At 71.2% G+C, this 18,354-nt stretch carries 16 protein-coding genes; 9 read left to right on the forward strand and 7 right to left on the reverse strand.

Going from position 1 to position 18,354, the window contains the following annotated elements; genetic code table 11:
- The first annotated feature begins 80 nt into the window (after nt 1-80).
- A complete protein-coding gene (locus AC1Q5D_RS07105; protein WP_481737879.1) occupies nt 81-530 on the forward strand; it encodes an Lrp/AsnC family transcriptional regulator in 450 nt (149 codons plus the stop codon).
- Between the two features lie 129 nt (nt 531-659).
- Here AC1Q5D_RS07105 and AC1Q5D_RS07110 read toward each other — a convergent pair whose 3' ends face one another.
- The 6 genes from AC1Q5D_RS07110 to paaA are packed head-to-tail and all read right to left on the reverse strand — an operon-like array spanning nt 660 to nt 5,310.
- Nucleotides 660-1,454 carry an enoyl-CoA hydratase/isomerase family protein gene (locus AC1Q5D_RS07110; protein WP_481737880.1) on the reverse strand — a complete coding sequence of 265 codons (795 nt, stop codon included), beginning with the start codon at nt 1,452-1,454 and terminating at the stop codon, nt 660-662.
- Nucleotides 1,455-1,463: 9 nt separating this feature from the next.
- Nucleotides 1,464-2,669, reverse strand: a complete 1,206-nt coding sequence (gene paaE / locus AC1Q5D_RS07115) for a 1,2-phenylacetyl-CoA epoxidase subunit PaaE (protein ID WP_481737881.1) — start codon at nt 2,667-2,669, stop codon at nt 1,464-1,466.
- Entirely contained in the window at nt 2,666-3,160 is a 495-nt protein-coding gene (gene paaD, locus AC1Q5D_RS07120) for a 1,2-phenylacetyl-CoA epoxidase subunit PaaD (protein WP_481737882.1), read from the reverse strand. The genes paaE and paaD overlap by 4 nt, the downstream gene beginning before the upstream one ends.
- A gap of 10 nt (nt 3,161-3,170) precedes the next feature.
- Nucleotides 3,171-4,034, reverse strand: coding sequence for a 1,2-phenylacetyl-CoA epoxidase subunit PaaC (gene paaC, locus AC1Q5D_RS07125; protein WP_481737883.1), 864 nt, complete (start codon nt 4,032-4,034; stop codon nt 3,171-3,173).
- Nucleotides 4,031-4,321: a 1,2-phenylacetyl-CoA epoxidase subunit PaaB gene (gene paaB, locus AC1Q5D_RS07130; RefSeq protein WP_481737884.1), complete on the reverse strand. Its 291-nt coding sequence runs from the start codon at nt 4,319-4,321 to the stop codon at nt 4,031-4,033. Before paaB ends, paaC begins: the two co-directional genes overlap by 4 nt.
- 2 nt (nt 4,322-4,323) lie before the next feature.
- On the reverse strand, nt 4,324-5,310 hold the full coding sequence (paaA, locus tag AC1Q5D_RS07135; RefSeq protein ID WP_481737902.1) for a 1,2-phenylacetyl-CoA epoxidase subunit PaaA: 987 nt from the start codon (nt 5,308-5,310) through the stop codon (nt 4,324-4,326).
- A 162-nt stretch (nt 5,311-5,472) separates the two neighbouring features.
- Between paaA and AC1Q5D_RS07140 the strand changes: the two genes are divergently transcribed.
- The 8 genes from AC1Q5D_RS07140 (at nt 5,473) to AC1Q5D_RS07175 (ending at nt 16,354) form a co-directional block, all read left to right on the forward strand.
- Nucleotides 5,473-6,954, forward strand: coding sequence for an alanine/glycine:cation symporter family protein (locus AC1Q5D_RS07140; RefSeq protein ID WP_481737885.1), 1,482 nt, complete (start codon nt 5,473-5,475; stop codon nt 6,952-6,954).
- 374 nt (nt 6,955-7,328) lie between these two features.
- Complete coding sequence (locus AC1Q5D_RS07145; RefSeq protein ID WP_481737886.1) at nt 7,329-8,942, forward strand: alkaline phosphatase D family protein; 1,614 nt, start codon at nt 7,329-7,331, stop codon at nt 8,940-8,942.
- A gap of 60 nt (nt 8,943-9,002) precedes the next feature.
- Nucleotides 9,003-11,165 carry a S9 family peptidase gene (locus tag AC1Q5D_RS07150; RefSeq protein ID WP_481737887.1) on the forward strand — a complete coding sequence of 721 codons (2,163 nt, stop codon included), beginning with the start codon at nt 9,003-9,005 and terminating at the stop codon, nt 11,163-11,165.
- A gap of 119 nt (nt 11,166-11,284) precedes the next feature.
- On the forward strand, nt 11,285-11,731 hold the full coding sequence (paaI, locus tag AC1Q5D_RS07155) for a hydroxyphenylacetyl-CoA thioesterase PaaI (RefSeq protein ID WP_481737888.1): 447 nt from the start codon (nt 11,285-11,287) through the stop codon (nt 11,729-11,731).
- A gap of 37 nt (nt 11,732-11,768) precedes the next feature.
- Nucleotides 11,769-13,088, forward strand: coding sequence for a phenylacetate--CoA ligase family protein (locus AC1Q5D_RS07160; RefSeq protein ID WP_481737889.1), 1,320 nt, complete (start codon nt 11,769-11,771; stop codon nt 13,086-13,088).
- A gap of 10 nt (nt 13,089-13,098) precedes the next feature.
- Entirely contained in the window at nt 13,099-13,716 is a 618-nt protein-coding gene (locus AC1Q5D_RS07165) for a TetR/AcrR family transcriptional regulator (protein WP_481737890.1), read from the forward strand.
- 11 nt (nt 13,717-13,727) lie between these two features.
- Nucleotides 13,728-14,417, forward strand: a complete 690-nt coding sequence (locus tag AC1Q5D_RS07170; RefSeq protein WP_481737891.1) for a nicotinamide mononucleotide transporter — start codon at nt 13,728-13,730, stop codon at nt 14,415-14,417.
- 272 nt (nt 14,418-14,689) lie between these two features.
- The gene (locus AC1Q5D_RS07175) at nt 14,690-16,354 is read left to right on the forward strand and encodes a thiamine pyrophosphate-dependent enzyme (RefSeq protein ID WP_481737903.1); all 1,665 of its coding nucleotides are present in this window, start codon (nt 14,690-14,692) and stop codon (nt 16,352-16,354) included.
- A 64-nt stretch (nt 16,355-16,418) separates the two neighbouring features.
- On the opposite strand, the gene AC1Q5D_RS07180 is transcribed toward AC1Q5D_RS07175, so the two are convergent.
- Nucleotides 16,419-18,191 carry a BCCT family transporter gene (locus AC1Q5D_RS07180; protein WP_481737892.1) on the reverse strand — a complete coding sequence of 591 codons (1,773 nt, stop codon included), beginning with the start codon at nt 18,189-18,191 and terminating at the stop codon, nt 16,419-16,421.
- Nucleotides 18,192-18,354: the final 163 nt, after the last annotated feature.

An 18,354-nucleotide genomic window follows, 5' to 3' on the forward strand; every position in this document is an offset into this window, starting at 1 on the left:
CCACTGTCCGTATTCTGGTGGACGATTGAAGAGTGTGAGGCCGACGACAGTCCGTTTCGTCGGGGGCAGGGAAGGTGGCCATGGAAAAGACGCCAGTGCGGCTGGACGACGTCGACGAGCGGATCCTTGCCGAGCTCACGCGCGACGGGCGCCAATCGGTCACCGCGGTCGCGCAGAAGGTCCACGTCTCGCGCGCGCACGCCTACTCGCGGATCGGGCGGCTGCAGGAAGAGGGCGTCATCACCCGCTACACGGCGGTGGTGGACCCGGTGCGGGCGGGCCTGCGCTCGTCGGCGTACGTGACGCTCAAGCTGCGCCAGCACTCGTGGCGGGAACTGCGGGAGAAGCTCGCGGCCATCCCGGAGGTGCACCACATCGGGCTGGTGGGCGGGAACTTCGACGTGATCCTGCTGGTGCGGGCCCGGGACAACGTCGACCTGCGCCGCGTCGTGTTCGACCGGCTCCAGTCGATGCCGGGGGTCCTGGACACCCAGACGTTCCTGATCTTCGAGGACCTGGACACCCGCTGAGCGGCCGGGGTCCTGCGGGCCGAGCCGGAGCCCCGGGCCGCCGCCGGCCACCGGTGCGCGCGCCGCCCGTGAACGCACGGAGGCCCCGGGGAGCGGTGCTCCCCGGGGCCTCCGGACTGCGTGCGGGCGCTACGCCTGGGCGGGCGCTCCCCGGAAGACGGGCTTGCGCTTCTCCTGGAACGCGCTGAAGCCCTCCGCGTAGTCGTCGGTGGCGCAGAGGTCGGCCTGGGCCTGGTTCTCGGCGGCCATCGATTCCCACAGCCCGATCCGCCGGTCGCGGATCTGGGACACGAGTTCCCTGGAGGCCAGGAACGCCCCCGTGGCCCCGGTGGCGACCTTCGCGACGATGCCCCGGGTGGCCTCGAGCAGCTCCTCGGCGGGCATGGCGCGGGAGAAGAGCCCGGACGCCACGGCCTCGGCCCCGCCGATCAGCTCCGCGGTGTAGATGAGGTCCAGGGTGCGGTGCGCGCCGAGGCGCTCCGTGAAGAGCCAGTGCCCGCCGGAGTCCAGCGTGGCCCCGAGGTTGGCGAACGGCGAGCCGATCTTCGCGTTCTCGGCCACGTAGACGACGTCGGTGGCGATCGCCAGGCCGAGCCCCACGCCCAGGCACGGGCCGTGGACCGCGGCGAAGGTCGGGGCCGGGAACGCCGCCATCTTCTCCAGCAGGGGCTGGACCTTCCCCCCGAGGTAGCCCAGGACGTCGTCGTCGGCGGGCACCACCCCGGAGATGTCCCGCCCCGCGCAGAAGCCGCGGCCCTCGCCGCGCAGCAGCAGCGCGCGGACCTCGCCGCGCCCGGCGGCGGCCGCGGCGTCGTCGTACGCCTGTCCCAGCTCGGCCAGGGCCGCCTCGTCCAGGGCGTTCATCTTCTCCGGGGCGTTGAGGACGACCTCGGCGACGCCGTCCGCGATGGCCAGCTCGATCATGGGTGCCTCCTAGGCGTCGAAGTCGACGAGCAGCTTGTCGGTGGTGGGGTGCGACTGGCAGGTGAGTACGTACCCGCGCTCGATCTCGTCCGGCTCGAGCGCGTAGTTCTCGTCCATCTCGACGCTGCCCTCGACGACCTTGGCGCGGCAGGTGCCGCAGACGCCGCCGGCGCAGGCGAACGGCACGTCCGGGCGGACGCGCAGGGCGGCGTTGAGGACCGTCTCGCGGGCGTCCCGCGGCGACTTGACCTCGCCCTGCAGGCCGTCGAGCTTGAAGGAGATCTCGAAGTTGTCGCCGGCCTCGTCGACGACGACGGGGCGGCCGATGTGCCCCTCGGGCTTGCTCGGCTGCCCGGTGGTGAACAGCTCGAAGCGGACCTTCTCGGCGTCGACGCCGAGCCCGGAGAGCTCGTCGCGGACGAGCTGGACGAGCTCGAACGGCCCGCACAGGAACCACTCGTCCACCTGGTCGGTGCGGATGACGCTCGAGAGCATGGTCTTGAGCTTCTCCGAGTCGATGCGCCCGGACAGCAGCGGCGAGATGCGCTGCTCGCGCGACAGGACGTGGTGCAGCGCGAAGCGGGACGGGTACTGGTCCTTCAGGTCCGCGAGCTCCTCGAGGAACATCACGTCCATGGCGGCCTTGTTCGCGTAGATCAAGTCGAAGCGCACGTTCTCGTTGGCGGCCAGCACGGTGCGCGCGATGGCCATGACGGGCGTGATGCCGGAGCCGGCGGCGACGGCGACGAAGGTGTGCTCGGTGTCCGTGTCGATGGACTCGGGGTCGTTCAGCCCGGTCATCTTGTGCTTGGAGATGAACGCGCCGGACGGGCTCATCACGTCGATGGTGTCGCCCGCGGCCAGCTGCTCGTTCGCCCACGTGGAGAAGACGCCGCCGAGGTCCCGCTTGATGGCGACCTTGACCTCGCCGGGCCGCGGCTCGGCGCAGATCGAGTAGCTGCGCCGCACCTCGTGGAGCGTGCCCTCCGCGTCCGGCAGCTCCTTGCGCAGGGCCACGTACTGGCCGGGCAGGTAGTCGAACTCCCCGGCCAGGTCCTCGGGCACGGCGAAGGTGACCTCGATGGCGTCGGCCGTCAGCCGGCGCACCTCGGCGACCTCGAGCTGGTGGAACGCGGCGCGGCGGCGCCCGGCGGGCTCGCCCGTGCCCGGCTGGTCGGCGTCGGCGGGCGTGCCGGGGGTGGTGGTTTCCGTCATGACAGCACCTTGAAGTAGTCGAAGGGCTCCAGGCAGTCCCGGCACGTGTAGAGCGCCTTGCAGGACGTGGAGCCGAAGCGGGAGAGTTCCTGGGTGTTGAGCGAGTGGCAGCGGGGGCACTTGACCGCCATGCCGAGGGTGACCGGGCCGCGGTGGCCCTTGCCGGTGGGCGGCGCGATGCCGTACTCCTCCAGCTTGGCCTTGCCGGCGTCGGTCATCCAGTCCGTCGACCAGGCCGGGGAGAGCACGAGCTCGACGCGGACGTCGGCGTACCCGGCCGCGGCGAACTCGCGCTCGAGGTCCTGCCGAATGGCGTCCATCGCGGGGCACCCCGAGTAGGTGGGGGTGATGGTGACGACGACGGCGCCGCTGTCGTCCTCGCGCACCCCGCGCAGGATGCCCAGGTCCTCGATGGTGAGCACCGGGATCTCCGGGTCGGTGACCCGGGCGGCGATGCCGAGCAGGTGGTCGGTGCGGGTTCCGGCGGTCATGCGGTGCCTCCTACCAGGTGGCGCCGGGGTGCTTGCGGGCCAGCACCTGCATCTCGGCCAGGATGTAGCCGAGGTGCTCCGAGTGCTCGCCGTCGCGGCCGGCGCACCATGCGTACGGGACCTGCGGGACCTCGAGGCCCGCGCGGCCCAGGATGTCGGTCAGTGCCCGCTCCCAGTCGGCGCGCAGGGTGGACGGCCGCACGGCCGTGCCCTCCAGCTCGTCGTGGAGCGGCTCGTCGAGGAAGGGCTCCTCGGTGTAGGGCCACAGCATCTCCAGGGCCCGGCGCATCCGGCGGGCGGATTCCTCGGTGCCCTGGCCCAGGCGCACCGTCCACAGCTCGGAGTGCTCGAGGTGGTAGTCCACCTCCTTGACGGCCTTCGCGGCGATGGCCGCGAGGGTGGCGTCGGCGGAGTCGAGCAGCCGCGTGTAGAGCAGGTGCTGGTAGATGGAGACGAACAGCTGGCGCACGATCGTCTCGGCGAAGTCGCCGTTGGGCTGCTCGACGAGGTGGAGGGAGCGGAACTCCTCCTCCTCGCGGAAGTACGCCAGGTCGTCCTCGGTCTTGCCCCACGCCTTGCCGGCGTAGGTCAGGAAGGAGCGGGCGTGGCCGAGCTGGTCCAGGGCGATGTTTCCGAGGGCGATGTCCTCCTCCAGCTCCGGGCCGCGCGAGATCCAGTGGGAGAGCCGCTGGGCCAGGACGAGCGCGTCGTCGCCGAGCCGCAGGGCGTACTGGGCCACGGTCTCGCTGCCGGGGCGGTCCTCGCGCAGGGCGATGTCCTCGGGGCGCAGGGCGTTGCCCGGGGTCACGCGGGTGGCGGAGGCGGCGGAGTCGCCGAAGCTGTCCAGGGAGTGGTCGGTGTCCGGCCTGCTCACAGGTGCTTCACCCCTTCGCTCTTCTTGTAGTACGTGGCGTGGCGGTAGTCCTTGCCCTTGGGCGACTCGAACAGCGCGTCCTTGTCGCCCGGGTCGGAGGTGATGATGTCCTCGGAGCGCACGACCCACAGGGACACGCCCTCGTTGCGGCGCGTGTAGAGGTCGCGGGCGTTCTGCACGGCCATCTCCGCGTCAGCCGCGTGCAGCGAGCCTGCGTGGACGTGGGACAGTCCGCGGGACGAACGCACGAAGACCTCCCAGAGGGGCCAACCGTCGGTCTGGGTCATCGCTACGCCACCTTCTCCTCGTTCTGCTTCGCGGCGTAGGCCGCCGCGGCCTCGCGCACCCAGGCGCCGTTCTCGTGGGCCTCGCGCCGGCGCGCCATGCGCTGGGCGTTGCACGGGCCGCCGCCGCCGATCACGCGCGTGAACTCGTCCCAGTTCAGGTCCTTGTGGATCCACTGGCCGGTCTCCTCGTCGAAGCGCAGCTCGGGGTCGGGCAGCGTCAGCCCGAGCACCTTGACCTGCTCGACGATCATGCCGACGAACCGCTGCCGCAGGTCGTCGTTGGAGAAGCGCTTGATGTTCCACGCCATCGACTGCTGCGAGTTCGGGGAATCCGCGTCCGGCGGGCCGAACATCATCAGGGCCGGCTCGTAGAAGCGGTCCACGGCTTCCTGCGCCATCTGCTTCTGCGCGGGGGTGCCCTGCGAGAGCTCGAGCAGGATCTCGAAGCCCTGGCGCTGGTGGAAGGACTCCTCCTTGCAGACGCGCACCATGGCACGGCCGTACGGGCCGTAGGAGGCGCGGCACAGCGGGACCTGGTTGGCGATGGCGGCGCCGTCGACCAGCCAGCCGATCGCGCCCATGTCCGCCCAGGTGCGCGCCGGGTAGTTGAAGATCGACGAGTACTTGGCGCGGCCCGTCAGGAGCTGCTCGTTGAGCGTGTCCCGCCCGGTGCCGAGCGTCTCGGCGGCCGAGTACAGGTAGAGCCCGTGGCCGGCCTCGTCCTGGACCTTGGCCATGAGGATGGCCTTGCGCTTCAGGCTCGGGGCGCGGGTAATCCAGTTCGCCTCGGGCTGCATGCCGATGATCTCGGAGTGCGCGTGCTGCGAGATCTGCCGGGTGAGGGTCTTGCGGTACCCCTCCGGCATCCAGTCGCGGGGCTCGATGCGGGAGTCCTCGGCGATGATCGCGTCGAAGCGCGCCTGGCCCTCCGCGTCCTCGGGCGACAGGACGGCGGACAGGTGCCCGCCGGCGTCGTTCAGTGCGGCCATCGTGCTCACCTCTTCTTCAAGTCGTTCAAGACAGGGAAATATTTACTGACCGTTCGTTCAGTCAGGATATGCGACCGGTGTGGGGCAGTCAACACGAAGCCGTCCGGCGAGCCGCGGCGGCAGGGGGTGATCGAGGCCACCCCGTTCGCTAGGCTCGCCGCCATGGAACTCTTCTCGAATCCCGCGCTGGAGGCATGGCTCGCCGACAACGGCGACCTGCTGTGGACCTGGATCATCCTCCCGGTCGTCATCGGCGCCGGCCTCTACTTCACGATCCGCTCCGGGGCCGTCCAACTGCGCCTGCTGCCGAACATGCTGCGGACGCTCACGGACCGCGCCATGGTCGACGTCGACGGGCACCGCAGGTCGATCTCGGCCTTCCAGGCGTTCACCGTTTCGGCCGCCTCCCGGGTCGGCGTCGGCAACGTCGCGGGCGTGGCGACCGCCATCGCCGTCGGCGGTCCCGGCGCCGTGTTCTGGATGTGGACGATGGCGTTCATCGGCGGGGCCTCGAGCTTCGTCGAGTCGACCCTCGGCCAGCTGTACAAGGTCCGCACCAAGGACGGCTACCGCGGCGGGCCCGCCTACTACATGCAGCGCGGCTTGGGCGCGCGCTGGATGGGCATCCTGTTCGCCATCATCCTGCTCGTCACCTTCCCCATCGCCTTCAGCTCGCTGCAGGCCAACACCATCACCCAAGCGGTCGCCGGTGCCGTCGGCGCCGACGCCGCCGACGGTGGGCTCGCGATCGCGGTCGGCGCCGTGCTGGCGCTGCTCACCGCCCTGGTCGTGTTCGGCGGGATCCGCCGGATCGCGAAGGTCACGGAGTCGATCGTGCCCCTCATGGCGGTGCTCTACATCATCCTGGGCCTCGTGATCGTCGCCCTGAACATCGAGCAGCTGCCCCGCGTGTTCGGCCTGATCTACTCCGAGGCCTTCAACTTCCAGTCGGCCATCGGCGGCGGTCTCGGAACCGTCATCCTGCAGGGCATCAAGCGCGGCATGTTCTCCAACGAGGCGGGCCTGGGCTCCGCCCCCAACGCGGGCGCCACGGCCTCCGTCACGCACCCGGTGAAGCAGGGCCTGGTGCAGACGCTGGGCGTCTACTTCGACACGTTCATCGTTTGCTCCGTCACCGCGTTCATCATCCTCGTCTCCGTGGAGAACCCGGTCGGAGAATCGCGCGGCATCGAGCTCACCCTCACCTCGCTCCAGGTCTCCCTGGGCGATTGGGCCGGGATCATGCTCTCGGTGATCATCTTCCTGCTGGCCTTCAGCTCGATCCTCGGCAACTACTACTACGGCGAGGCCAACATCGGCTTCATCACCGACAACCCCACCGCCATGGGCGTCTACCGGACGATCGCCACGCTGGCCGTCTTCCTGGGCTCCGTCGTCACCGTGAACGTCGTGTGGAACTTCGCGGACGGGGTCATGGGGCTCATGGCCCTGGTCAACCTCGTGGCCATCGCGCTGCTGTCCAAGCAGGCGTTCCGGCTCCTGCGGCACTACACGGACCAGCGCCGGGCCGGCAAGGACCCGGTGTTCGTCGCCAGCGACATGCCGGACCTGGACGGCATCGAGTGCTGGGAGCCCGAGGACGTCACCACGCACGCGGTCCCGAAGGTCCCCGCCCGCCGCTGACGCCCCGGGCCGGCGTCCGCCCCGACGACCTCGCCCCACCCACCGACGTCGCCGGCCGCCCCGCCGACGTCGCCGCCCCACCCACCGACGTCGCCGGCCCACCCCGCCGACGTCGCCCTTTCGTCGCAATGTCACCCATTCGTCGCAATGTCACCGGTTGCTACGGGTGACATTGCGTCGAAACCCTGACGTGGCGGCGCGGGGGTGGGGCGCGGGCGGGGGCAAGGTTCCGGATGGGTGGGTCCTGCGGGACAGGACGCCGCGCGGGAGTCCGGCACCACGGCCGTTCCGCCACCGGCCCGCTTTCCCGGGGCGCCCCCGCCCGTTCACCGGCGGGCCAACACCGCGACACCGCGCCCCGCTTGGCTGGAGCCATGAACAACCCCACTCCCCCCGCACGCCGCTCCGTCCTCAAGGGGGCCGCCGCCGGCGCCCTGCTCGCGGGCATTCCCGCCGCCGCGCAGGCCGCCCCCGCCCCGGCCCGCCGCACCGGTCCCGCCCTGGCTCCGCGCCGCCTGAGCCTGCCGTCCGGGATCCAGACCGGCGACGTCACCTCCGACTCCGCAGTGCTCTGGTCGCGCTCCTCGGGGCCGGGCCGGCTGCACGCCGTGCTTCGCCCGGTCGATGCGGACGGCGGGCCCCTGGGCGGCCGCGCGGGCCGCCCGATCAGCCGCGTGGGCGGCTGGGCCACCGCCGAGACGGACTTCACGGCGCGCATCAACGCGTCCGGGCTGCCGGCCGGGACCCGGTTCGAGGTCTCGCTCTCCTTCGAGGACGAGTCCGGCCGGCTGGGCGAGGCCGGCCGCGGCAGCTTCGCCACGGCCCCCGGCCGGGGCTCCGACGGGGCCCAGTCATTCGTCTGGACGGCCGACACGGCCGGCCAGGGCTACGGCATCAACGAGGAGATCGGCGGCATGCGTGGCTACGCGGCCATGCGCGCCACGGAGCCGGACTTCTTCCTGCACGCCGGCGACACTGTCTACGCGGACGGCCCGATCTCCGCGACCCAGACGGAGCCGGACGGGACCGTGTGGCGCAACCTGGTCACGGAGGAGGTCTCCAAGGTCGCGGAGACCCTCGACGAGTACCGCGGCCGCCATCGCTACAACCTCATGGACGCGAACGTGCGGACCATGTACGCGGAGGTCCCGGTCATCGCCACCTGGGACGACCACGAGACCACGAACAACTGGTGGTCCGGCGAGACCCTCACCGACCCCCGCTACACCGTGACGGACGTGGACACCCTCGCCGCCCGCGGCCGCCGCGCCTGGCAGGAGTACATGCCGATTGCCGACCGCCGGGCCATGGCGCGCGGGACGGGCCTGGGCCCGGCGCGGATCTACCGGAAGGTCTCCCGCGGGCCGCACTTGGACGTCTTCGTGCTGGACATGCGCACGTTCAAGGGCGAGAACACGGCCGGCATGGAGTCGCGGGCCACCCCGCTGCTGGGCGAGGAGCAGCTGCAGTGGCTGATCCGCGGGCTGCGCGCCTCCCAGGCCACGTGGAAGGTGGTCCTGGCGGACCTGCCGCTCGGGCTGGTCGTCCCCGACGGGCGCGCGCAGGAATCGATCTCCAACGCCAACCCCGGCGCCCCGCTGGGCCGGGAGCTCGAGCTGGCCCGGCTCTTGGCCGCCATCAAGCGCGAGGCGGTGCGCAACGTCGTGTTCCTCACCGGCGACGTCCACTACTGCGCCGCCCACCACTACTCCCCCGAACGGGCCGCGTTCACGGACTTCACGCCCTTCTGGGAGTTCGTCGCCGGCCCCATCAACGCGGGCTCGTTCGGCCCCAACGCCCTCGACGCCACGTTCGGCCCGCGGGTGGACTTCCAGCAGTACGGGCCGGCCAACGGCTCCCCGCGCTCGGGCGACCACCAGTACTTCGGCCACGTCTCGATCGCCCCGGACGGCGCCGAGTTCACGGTGAGCCTGGTCAACGCCAACGGGCGGACGCAGTACACGCGCACGCTCACGCCCCAGCGCTGACGCGGAAGGACGACGGCGGCGCCCGGGTTGCGGGCGCCGCCGTCGTGTTGAATGGGGACCATGAGCGAATCGACCGCGCCCCGCCCGCCCGTGGCGAAGAGGGTCCCGCACGTGCGCACCCACCACGGGGACACCTTCACCGACGACTACGAGTGGCTGCGGGCCAAGGAGGACCCCGAGACCGTCGCCCACCTCAAGGCCGAGAACGAGTACACGGACGCCGTCACCGCCGGCCAGCAGGCGCTCCGGCAGGCCATCTTCGCGGAGATCAAGGAACGCACCGAGGAGACGGACCTGTCGGTGCCGTCCCGCCGGCGCGGCTGGTGGTACTTCGCCCGCACCGCCGAGGGCAGCCAGTACCCGGTCCACTGCCGGATCCCGGCCGCCGACACCGGGGACACGGTCGCCGACTGGACGCCGCCGGCCATCGAGCCCGGCGTCCCCGCGCAGGGCGAACAGGTGCTGCTGGACGGCAACGCGGAGGCCGAGGGACACCCGTTCTTCGCGCTGGGAGGGCTGGCCGTCTCCCTCGATTCCCACCTGATGGCCTACGCCGTCGACCACGCCGGGGACGAGCGTTTCACCCTGCGCATCAAGGACCTGCGCACCGGGGAGCTGCTGCCGGACACCGTGGAGAACGTCTTCTACGGCCTCGCCTTCTCCCCCGACGCCACCCGCGTCTACTACACGGTCGTCGACGAGTCCTGGCGCCCGCACCAGATCAAGGTCCACGTGCTCGGGTCCGCCGCGGAGGCGGACACGGTCCTGCTCCAGGAGGACGACCCGGGGATGTGGATGGGCTTCGACCTGGCCCCGGACCGGAGGGAGCTGCTGGTCTCGATCGGCAACTCCGAGTACTCGGAGACGCACGCCCTCGACCTCGTGGACCCGGCCGCGGCCCCGCGCCTGCTGGTGCCGCGCTCCGAGCGGATCCTGCACAGCGTGGACCCGGTGGTGCGCGACGGCGTCCGCTCGTACCTGGTCACGCACAACCGCGGGGCCGTGAACAACATGGTCTCCCTGGTGGCCGGCGGCGAGTTCGCCAAGCCCGTGGCCGAGCAGCACTGGGCGACGGTGGTGCCCCACCGCGACGACGTGAAGATCGAGGGCACCGCCGTGACGGCCGAGCACGTCGTCGTCTCCGTCCGCCAGGACACGACCGAGCGCGTGAAGATCCTGCCCCTCGCCGGGCTGGGGACGCCCCGGCAGGCCGGGCCGGACGAGCCCGACTTCGGCGAGCCGCTGAGCACGGTCGGGCTCGTGGCCGCCGAGTACGAGGCGCCCCTGGTGCGGCTGTCCTTCACGGCGGACCTCATCCCGGCCCGCGTCTACGACTACTGGCTCGGCGACGGCCGGCTCGACCTGCGCAAGGAGACGCCGGTGCGCGGGGGCTACGACCCGGCGCGCTACGCGGCCGAGCGGGACTGGGCCACCGCGGCGGACGGCACGCGCATCCCGATCACCATCCTGCGGCGGGCCGACGTGCGCCCCGACGGCACGAATCCACTGCTCGTCTACGGGTACGGCAGCTACGAGATCAGCATGGACCCCGCCTTCTCGATCCCCCGGCTGAGCGTGCTGGACCGGGGCGTCGTCTTCGCCGTCGCCCACGTGCGCGGCGGCGGCGAGCTGGGTAGGCCCTGGTACGAGGACGGGAAGAAGCTGGCGAAGCGGAACTCGTTCACGGACTTCGTGGCCGCCACCGAACACCTCGTCGAGCGGGGCTGGGGCGCGCCCGACCGCGTGGCCGCGATGGGCGGCTCCGCGGGCGGCCTGCTCATGGGCGCCGTGGCCAACCTCGCCCCGCACCTGTACCGCGCGATCGTGGCCCAGGTGCCGTTCGTGGACCCGCTGACCTCCATCCTCGACCCGGAACTGCCGCTGTCGGCCCTCGAGTGGGAGGAGTGGGGCAACCCGATCGAGGACCCCGAGGTCTACGCCTACATGAAGTCGTACAGCCCGTACGAGAACGTGGCGCCCGTGGCGTATCCGCGGATCGCCGCCGTGACCAGCTTCAACGACACGCGCGTGCTGTACGTCGAGCCGGCCAAGTGGGTCCAGCGGCTGCGGGAGGTGGGCACGGGAACCGAGCCGATCGTGCTCAAGACCGAGATGGACGCCGGCCACGGCGGGGCGTCGGGCCGCTACGAGGCGTGGAAGGACCGGGCCTGGGACTACGCGTTCGTGCTGGACGCCCTCGGGGCCACGGAACCCCTGTCCTAGCCCTGCGGAGGGGCCGCTCCGGACGTCCCGGAGCGGTCCCTCCGGCCGGCCCCGACTTGACTCGGGTCACAATTCGGGTTTACCTAATGATCGTTCGGTAAAGAATGATCGGAGACCCCATGACCGAGGCCGAGGTCGCACCCCTTCCCCTGGGGGCCCGCCACGCCATCCTCGAAAACGACCACGCCGCGCACTGGCTGGGCATCAGCGTCGAGGCCGTCGCCGACGGCCACGCCACGATCAGCATGACGCTGCGGCAGGAGATGCTCAACGGGTTCGGCATCGCCCACGGCGGCATGGTCTTCGCCCTCGCGGACACCGCGTTCGCGATGGCGTGCAACCCGCCCGAGGGCTCCCCCGACACCATCACGGTGGCGTCCGGCGTGGACATCAACTTCCTCAAACCCGGCATCCCCGGCCGGGTGCTCACCGCCGTCGCCGACCGCCGGCAGCAGTCCGGACGCAGCGGGATCTACGACATCCAGGTCCTCCAGTCCCTGTCCGACGGCGGGACCGAGACCGTCGCGGAGTTCCGCGGCCGTTCGCGCACCGTCCCGAAGCGCTGACGCTCCCCACCCCACCACGACCCACGTAAGGCACACCATGACCGAGACGCTCCCCAGCACGGAACTCCCGAACCCGCTGGATCCCGAAGAGACGATGAGCCGCGACCAGATCGAGTCGATCCAGCTGGAGCGGCTCCAGGCGACCGTGGCCTACGCCTACGACCGCGTGCCGCTCTACAAGGAGAAGTACGACGCGGCGGGCGTCCACCCGAGCGACCTCAAGGAGCTCGCGGACCTGGCCAAGTTCCCGTTCACGGAGAAGGAGGACCTGCGCCGCACGTACCCGTTCGGGATGTTCGCCGTGCCGCAGCACGAGGTCGCCCGCATCCACGCCTCCTCCGGCACCACCGGCCGCGCCACGGTCGTCGGCTACACGAAGCAGGATCTGGACGACTGGGCGAAGCTCGGGGCCCGCTGCCTGCGCCTCTCCGGCGTCAAGCCGGGCTGGAAGGTCCACAACGCGTACGGCTACGGCCTGTTCACGGGCGGGCTCGGGGCCCACGGCGCCGCGGAGCGCCTCGGGACCACCGTGATCCCGATGTCGGGCGGGCAGACCGAGAAGCAGATCGGGCTGATCCAGGACTTCGAGCCGGACGCCATCCTGTGCACGCCGACGTACCTGCTGACGATCGGCGACGCCATGCAGCGCGCGGGCCTGGACCCCCGCAAGACGTCGCTGAAGGTCGCCGTGCTGGGTGCCGAGCCGTGGACCGAGGAGATGCGCCACGAGCTGGAGCAGATGTTCGACATCGACGCGTGCGACATCTACGGCCTGTCCGAGGTCATGGGCCCGGGCGTGGCCGGCGAGTCGAACGAGACCAAGGACGGCAGCCACATCTGGGAGGACCACTTCCGTCCGGAGATCCTCGACGCGTTCGACCCGTCGAAGGTGCTTTCCGACGGCGAGCCCGGCGAGCTGGTGTTCACGTCCCTGACGAAGCAGGCGCTGCCGATCATCCGCTACCGCACCCACGACCTGACCCGGCTCCTGCCGGGCACCCAGCGCCCGGGCCACCGGCGCATGGGCCGCATCACGGGCCGCTCGGACGACATGATCATCCTGCGCGGCGTGAACCTGTTCCCCACGCAGATCGAGGAGCTCGCCCTGAAGGTGCCGGGGCTGTCCCCGCACTTCCAGCTGGAGATCACCCGCCCGAACCGCATGGACGAGCTGGCCGTGCGCATCGAGCGGCGCGACGACTGCACCGCCGAGCGCGCCGTCGCGGCGGGCAAGGAGCTGCAGAAGCTGATCAAGATCCACGTCGGCTCCACCTGCCGCATCGACGTCGTCGACCCGGAGTCGCTCCCCCGCTCGGTCGGTAAGCTGAAGCGGATCCACGACCTGCGCAACCAGTAGGAGCCCCACCATGTCCACGACCGCGAGCAAGCCCCCCGCCTCCCGGCGCGGCCGCCCAGGCTACGACCAGGAGTCGGTGCTCGACGTCGCCGTCCAGGTGTTCAACCGCCATGGCTACGACGCGACGTCGATGGGCACGCTCGCGGACAACCTGGGCATCAGCAAGTCGGCCATCTACCACCACGTGCCCTCCAAGGGGGACCTGCTGCGCCTCGCGCTCGACGAGGCCCTGGTCCCCCTGGAGGCCATCGGCCGGCACGAGCGGGCCGTGACCGGCACCGCCGAGGAGCGGCTCGAGTTCTTCCTGCGCTCCACGATCCGCGTGCTCATCGAGCGCCAGGCCTACGTCACGCTGCTGCTGCGGCTGCGCGGGAACACCGGGATCGAGCGCGACGCGCTGCAGCGCCGGCGCGCGGTGGACCACAAGGTCGCCGAGCTCGTCGTCGAGGCCCAGCACGAGGGGACCCTGCGCGGCGACATCGACCCGCGGACCGCGACCCGCCTGCTGTTCGGCACGATCAACTCCCTCGTCGAGTGGTACCGGCCCGACGGTCCGGTCAGTGCCGATCAGGTCGAGGAGCACGCCATCGCGATGATGCTGGACGGCCTGCACACGCGGAACCGGTAGACTCGCCGCCCGTGGACCAGCTCTTCCAGAACCTGTTCGGCCAGCCCCTCGGCACGGACACCGGCACGACGGTCGCCCTCAGCGCCGTCAGCACCGCTCTCACCGTCGCCGCCCTCTTCCTGCTCGCCCGCCGCAACGACCTCGGCTGGTGGGCCCGGATGCTGGCCGTCTTCGCCGGCCCGCTCGTGATCGCCCTGACGTACGGCTACGAGGGGCTCGTCTCCGCGGTGCCGACCATGGCCGCGGCCGCGTACGGGCTGTGGCGGTTCAGCCGCTACCCCCTGGAGGGGCGGTTCACCCGCGACGTCCCCGTGCGCGGCTTCGGGCTCCGCGGGCTGGCCTGGGGCGTCGCCCTGACCGCCGTCTTCACGGCCCTCGGCCTCGGCACGATGCTCACCACCGGATTCGCCTTCGGCGGGGGCACCGGCCAGATCTGGGCCAATTTCGCCTGCACGGCCGCCCTCACGGCGGCGCTCGTGGGGATCGCCCACGGCCTGCGCTGGGCCTGGCTGGCGGTCGTGGCCTCCGCCGTCGGGCAGATCGCGCTCTACCTCGCGAACCAGCCGGCGCTGGCCACGCTGTTCCTGCTCGTGCTCCAGTCGTTCGCCGGCCTCTACGGCTGGTGGACGTGGCGCCCGGTCCCCGCCGATGCCCGCCCCGCCGCGGCGGACGCGTACCCGCCGAGCCCCTACTCGGCCTGACCGGCGGCGGCCCCGGCGCCCCGGGCCGGACCCGTCGGCCGGACCCGCCGGCCCCGGCGACGGCGCGGCCGCAAGGCCTTGTGATACACCTCGCAACGGTTACCCGACCGTTGCGCGCGACACTGCGCGGTAACCTGCGCCTCCGGTACCTTGATCCGGACACCGTGCCGGTTTTCCGTAGCGTCGCCCGGCGCACCGGCACGGGCCCCGGCCGGGGTATTTCAATGGCGAAAGAGGTCCCAGTGACAGATACAGTGGCGGCAACCGAGGTGATGGGCGTGGACTCCGCGCCGGCCGGACAGGGACGGCAGACGAAGTCCGCGGGGCACGTCATCGTCGACACCCTCGTCGCGCACGGCGTGAAGCGCACGTACGTCGTTCCCGGCGAAAGCTACCTGGACGTGCTCGACGGCCTCCACGAATCCCCGATCGACACCGTGGTCTGCCGCCACGAGGGCGGCGCGGCCTACATGGCCGAGGCCGACGGCAAGATGAACACGGTCCCCGGCGTCGCCATGGTGACCCGCGGACCCGGCGCGGCCAACGCGCACGTCGGCCTGCACACCGCCTGGCAGGACTCCACGCCCATGGTCCTGTTCGTCGGTCTGATCCCGTTCGAGCACCGCGACCGCGAGGCGTTCCAGGAGTTCGACCCCAAGGCCTGGTTCGGCACGGGCGCCAAGCGCGTCATGGTCCTGGACCACGCGGAGCGCGCCTCCGAGCTCGTCGCCGAGGCCATGTTCGCGGCCGTGTCCGGCCGCCCGGGCCCCGTCGTCGTCGGCCTGCCCGAGGACATCATCAAGGAGCAGGTCCCCACGGAGCTGCACCCGCAGATCCCCGTCGCCACCGGCGGCATGACGGTCGACGACTGGAAGGCCCTCCAGGACGCGCTCAAGGACGCCGAGAAGCCCCTGTTCGTCTTCGGCGGCAACGACTGGACCCACGAGGGTGCCGCGGCCTTCACCCGGTGGCTCGAGGAGCACGACCTGCCGGCCGCCGCCGAGTGGCGCTGCGAGGGCACCGTCCCCTTCGACTCCCCCTCCTACGTGGGCCCGATCGGCTACGGGCGCCCGAAGCCGACCTACGACCTGCTCGAGGAGACCGATCTGCTGGTCTTCGTCGGGACCGTCCCCGGCGATGTGATCACCGACGGCTTCGTGGTCCGCCAGGACTGGTCCAAGAAGAACTTCCTGGTCACCATCGACCCGTCCCTGCGCGGCCGTTCCGGCTCCGTGTCCTACCAGATCGTCGCGAAGCCGGACGTCTTCGTGCGCGACCTCGTCCGCATGGACCTGCCCGTGCGCTCCTCGTGGAAGGAGTGGACCACCCGGATGCGGTCCGAGCAGGAGAAGTTCTCCGCGCTGCCGGCGGCCACGCCCGGCGACGGCCAGGCGAAGATGGCGACCCTGATGGGCAACCTCGTCCCGAAGCTGCCGCACGACGCGATGGTCACGTTCGGCGCCGGCGAGCACACCAACTGGGCGCACCGGTACTTCCCCACCAACGGCTACGCGTCGATGATCAGCGCGCGCAACGGCTCGATGGGCTACTCCATCCCGTCCGCCGTGGCGGCGTCCCTGAACTACCCGGGCCGCACGGTCGTGTCCATCGCCGGCGACGGCGAGTTCCTGATGAACGGGCAGGAGCTGGCGACGGCGGCGCAGTACGGCGCGACGCCGCTGGTCGTGGTCATGGACAACCAGGAGTACGGCACGATCCGCACCCACCAGGAGCGGGACTACCCGCAGCGCGTGTCCGGCACGCAGCTGCACAACCCGGACTTCGCGAAGATGGCCGAGGCGTTCGGCGGCTTCGGGCTGCGCGTCGAGCGCGACGCCGACGTGCCGGCTGCCGTCGACGCCGCCATCAAGGCGACCTCCGAGGGCCGGTTCGCCCTGATCCACCTGGTCGTGGAGCAGCGCGTCAAGGCGTACTAGGACGCCCCCGCGCGCCGCGGGGCGGCATCCCTGGCGGGGTGCCGCCCCGCGGCGCGTCCGGGCCCTATTCGGCCTCCGCCGGGCGTTCGTGCCGGCCGTGCCGGGGGTGCTCCGCGTCGGACTCGTCCTGGTGGGGGTTGGGGTCCGTGGCGAGGTCGAACGGCGCGTCCACGTACTCGGGCTCCGTGCCGACGATCGGCTCCGGGACCATGACGGCCTGTTCGCCGGTGCCCTCCCTGCGGCGGCGCAGCCACTCCTCCGGCGGCAGGACCCGCCGCCAGCGCCGCGTGCGCAGGGGCGGCAGCTCCCCCGCGTCCTGCTTGAGCGCCCGGAGCATGTTGGCCATCATGAGGAAGCCGAGCACGAAGAACGGCAGCCCGACGACGGTGATGAAGTCCTGCAGGACGCTCAGCCCCTCGTCGCCGGAGGCGAGCAGGAGCGCGGCCGCCACCAGCCCCGCGGAGAAGGTCCAGAACACGCGCTGCTTGGTCGGGGCCGGGTCCTCGTGGCCGTTCGCCATCGTGTCCAGGACCAGGCCCGCCGAGTCCATGGAGGTCACGAAGAAGACCCCCACCAGGACGATCCCCACGGCGGACGTGAGCGTCGCCAGGGGGAAGTGCTGCAGGAACTCGAACATGGCCCCCGGGATGTCCCCCTCGCCGACCACACGGTCGACCAGCCCGCCCGGGCCGTTGAGCTCGATGTCGAACACGCCCATGCCGAAGATGCCGAACCAGACGATCGTGAAGAGGGTGGGCAGGCCGAGGACGCCGAAGACGAACTGGCGGATGGTCCGGCCCTTGGAGATGCGGGCCACGAAGATGCCCACGAACGGCGACCAGGTGATGGTCCACGCCCAGTAGAACACCGTCCAGTTACCCTGCCACCCCGTGTTGTGGTACGCGTCGTTCCAGAACATCAGCTCCGGCAGCATCGACAGGTACGTGCCGGCGCTTTCGACCGTGCCCTTGATCATCACCAGCGTCGGGCCGGTGACGAGGACGAAGGCCAGAAGCCCGACGGCGACGAGGATGTTCAGGTTCGACAGGACCTTGATCCCCTTGTTCAGCCCGGCGGCGACGGACGCGATGGCCACCCCGGTGACGACGGCGATGATCATGATCTGGGCCACCGCGTTCTCCGGCACGCCCAACAGCTCCGCGAGCCCGCTGTTGATCTGCAGGGTCCCCAGGCCGATCGACACGGCGACGCCGAGGACCGTGCCCACGATCGCGACGACGTCGATGGAGCGCCCGATCGGTCCGTGGATGCGCTCGCCCAGGAACGGCTGGAACATGGAGCTCACCCGGGGCGGCAGGCGCCGCTTGTGGATGAAGTAGGCGAACGCGAGCGACGGCAGCGTGAAGATCGTCCAGGTGTGCAGCCCGAAGTGGTAGAGCGTGAACCCCATGGCCTCGGAGGCGGCCTCGATCGACTCCGGCTCGACGCCGGCACGGGGCGGCTCGGCGAAGTGGAAGGTGGGCTCGGCCACGGCCCAGAACATGAGGATGGTGCCGATCCCGGCGGCGAACAGCATGGCGAACCAGGCCTTGTCCGAATGCTCCGGGGCCTCCTCCTGGTCGCTGAGCCGCACGCGCCCGAACCGGCTCATGGCGAGGTAGATGAGGAAGAAGAGGAAGACGGTCACGCCGAGGATGTAGAACCAGCCGAGGTTGGCCAGGAGCCACCCGGAGGCCGCCGCGAACATCCGGCCCATCGGCCCCGTGAACGCGATCGTGAGGACCGCGAAGACCACCACGATGGCCGCGGACACGAAGAACAGGAACGACCCCGTCCGCAGACCCATCCGCGTGGACAACCGCCACAGTACATTCATCGCCCTACCGCCTTCCGCCCTGGTCGTGTGCCGGTCCGGCTGGGGCCACGGTATCGGCCTTCCACGGACAGGGGCCACCCTCCCGGAACGGTGCCGGGGAATCGCGCCGGACAAGGCGACGGCCGCCGCCCGGGAGTGGGCGGCGGCCGTCGGCTGCGGAGGC

Source organism: Arthrobacter paludis, from assembly GCF_056782315.1.

Excerpts from the sequence above, each read along its gene's own strand:
- AC1Q5D_RS07105 (WP_481737879.1), top strand. The coding sequence starts at position 81 with ATGGAAAAGACGCCAGTGCGGCTGGACGACGTCGACGAGCGGATCCTT.
- AC1Q5D_RS07110 (WP_481737880.1), bottom strand. The coding sequence starts at position 1,454 with ATGATCGAGCTGGCCATCGCGGACGGCGTCGCCGAGGTCGTCCTCAAC.
- paaE (WP_481737881.1), bottom strand. The coding sequence starts at position 2,669 with ATGACGGAAACCACCACCCCCGGCACGCCCGCCGACGCCGACCAGCCG.
- paaD (WP_481737882.1), bottom strand. The coding sequence starts at position 3,160 with ATGACCGCCGGAACCCGCACCGACCACCTGCTCGGCATCGCCGCCCGG.
- paaB (WP_481737884.1), bottom strand. The coding sequence starts at position 4,321 with ATGACCCAGACCGACGGTTGGCCCCTCTGGGAGGTCTTCGTGCGTTCG.
- paaA (WP_481737902.1), bottom strand. The coding sequence starts at position 5,310 with ATGGCCGCACTGAACGACGCCGGCGGGCACCTGTCCGCCGTCCTGTCG.
- AC1Q5D_RS07140 (WP_481737885.1), top strand. The coding sequence starts at position 5,473 with ATGGAACTCTTCTCGAATCCCGCGCTGGAGGCATGGCTCGCCGACAAC.
- AC1Q5D_RS07145 (WP_481737886.1), top strand. The coding sequence starts at position 7,329 with ATGAACAACCCCACTCCCCCCGCACGCCGCTCCGTCCTCAAGGGGGCC.
- AC1Q5D_RS07150 (WP_481737887.1), top strand. The coding sequence starts at position 9,003 with ATGAGCGAATCGACCGCGCCCCGCCCGCCCGTGGCGAAGAGGGTCCCG.
- paaI (WP_481737888.1), top strand. The coding sequence starts at position 11,285 with ATGACCGAGGCCGAGGTCGCACCCCTTCCCCTGGGGGCCCGCCACGCC.
- AC1Q5D_RS07160 (WP_481737889.1), top strand. The coding sequence starts at position 11,769 with ATGACCGAGACGCTCCCCAGCACGGAACTCCCGAACCCGCTGGATCCC.
- AC1Q5D_RS07165 (WP_481737890.1), top strand. The coding sequence starts at position 13,099 with ATGTCCACGACCGCGAGCAAGCCCCCCGCCTCCCGGCGCGGCCGCCCA.
- AC1Q5D_RS07175 (WP_481737903.1), top strand. The coding sequence starts at position 14,690 with ATGGGCGTGGACTCCGCGCCGGCCGGACAGGGACGGCAGACGAAGTCC.
- AC1Q5D_RS07180 (WP_481737892.1), bottom strand. The coding sequence starts at position 18,191 with ATGAATGTACTGTGGCGGTTGTCCACGCGGATGGGTCTGCGGACGGGG.